Source organism: Streptococcus sp. CF7_Ac1-12, from assembly GCF_024295905.1.
Taxonomy (GTDB): domain Bacteria; phylum Bacillota; class Bacilli; order Lactobacillales; family Streptococcaceae; genus Streptococcus; species Streptococcus mitis_AP.
The window spans coordinates 1-1032 of record NZ_JANCPG010000033.1 but is presented as its reverse complement, the minus strand read 5'-3'; the positions used below and the strand labels follow the sequence as shown (position 1 = coordinate 1032).

General features: G+C 44.1%; 1 protein-coding gene. It reads right to left on the bottom strand.

Annotated features, from left to right (window positions below; translation table 11 throughout):
* Positions 1-1032 (bottom strand): DUF1542 domain-containing protein (locus tag NMM17_RS09535; RefSeq protein ID WP_254754331.1); only part of this gene is annotated, 1032 nt, incomplete at both ends.

The window sequence follows — 1032 nt, the reverse complement described above, 5'->3', positions numbered from 1 at the left end:
ACTCCTACGTTTGTTGTTGCATTATCGATTGCTTGTTTCGCTGCAGCCGCCTTGTCTTGCGCTTCTTGCTTAGCTGCTGCTTTTTCTTCAGCTGTTAAGTCGTTGTTTGCTTCGATTGTTTTAATCTTCTCAGCTAACGCGTCTTCTACTGCTTTCTTAGCTGCCGGTTTCGCTACTGGTGTTGGGTTTACATTGTCTACTGATGTTGCTCCATCATTTTTAGCTTGAGTTACCGCATCATTTGTTGTCGCATTGTCAATAGCTTGTTTCGCTGCAGCCGCCTTATCTTGCGCTTCTTGCTTAGCTGCTGCTTTTTCTTCAGCTGTTAAGTCGTTGTTTGCTTCGATTGCTTTAATCTTCTCAGCTAACGCGTCTTCTACTGCTTTCTTAGCTGCCGGTTTCGCTACTGGCGTTGGATTTACATTGTTCACTTCTGTTGTTCCGTTAGCCTTAGCTTGTTCTACTCCTGTGTTTGTTGTCGCATTGTCGATTGCTGTTTTCGCTGCGTCAGCTTTTGCTTTTACGTCTGCCTTTGCTGCAGTTTTTTCTTCGTCTGTTAAGTCATTGTTTGCGTCGATTGCTTTGATCTTATCAACTAACGCATCTTCTACTGCTTTCTTAGCTGCTGGTTTCGCTACCGCCGTTGGATTTACATTGTTTACTTCTGTTGTTCCATTAGCCTTAGCTTGGTCTACCGCTGCATTTATTGTCGCGTTGTCGATCGCTTGTTTTGCTGCATCTGCTTTCGCTTCCGCATCAGCTTTCGCTGTTATTTTTTCTTCATCTGTTAAGTCATTGTTTGCGTCAATCGCGTCGTTCTTAGCTTTTAATGCATCTTCTATTGCTTTCTTAGCAGCTGGTTTTGCTACTGGCGTTGGGTTTACATTGTTTACTTCTGTTGTTCCATTAGCCTTAGCTTGCTCTACTCCTGCGTTTGTTGCCGCGTTGTCGATTGCTTGTTTCGCTGCAGCCGCCTTATCTTGCGCTTCTTGCTTAGCTGCTGCTTTTTCTTCGTCTGTTAAGTCGTTGTTT